At 54.5% G+C, this 231-nt stretch carries 1 rRNA gene; it reads right to left on the bottom strand.

Annotated features, from left to right (window positions below):
• A 5S ribosomal RNA gene (gene rrf, locus KVT38_RS34340) occupies positions 1-71 on the bottom strand; the annotation flags it as partial.
• Positions 72-231: the final 160 nt, after the last annotated feature.

The raw sequence follows: 231 nt of genomic DNA, 5'->3' as shown, positions 1-231 counted from the left end.
TCGGCGCTGGAGGGCTTAACGGTCGTGTTCGAGATGGGTACGCGTGGAACCCCTCCGCCATTATCACCAAACCGGTTATCGAGCGATCGTCAGATCGTCTCGAACGTGCCGCAAGAGGCAGCGTTTCGCTAGAAACGCGTTCGTGCGGTACGCACTGAAGGATTTCTCCTTCAAAACTGAACTCGAGCAGTTAAATCAAACGGACTTCGTATTGCCCCGAAGGGCTCCTTA

It is taken from the genome of Cohnella sp. GbtcB17, assembly GCF_019091135.1.
In the GTDB taxonomy this organism is placed as follows: domain Bacteria; phylum Bacillota; class Bacilli; order Paenibacillales; family Paenibacillaceae; genus Cohnella.
Note: the sequence above shows the minus strand (reverse complement) of the source record. Positions and strands in the feature narration are given on the sequence as shown.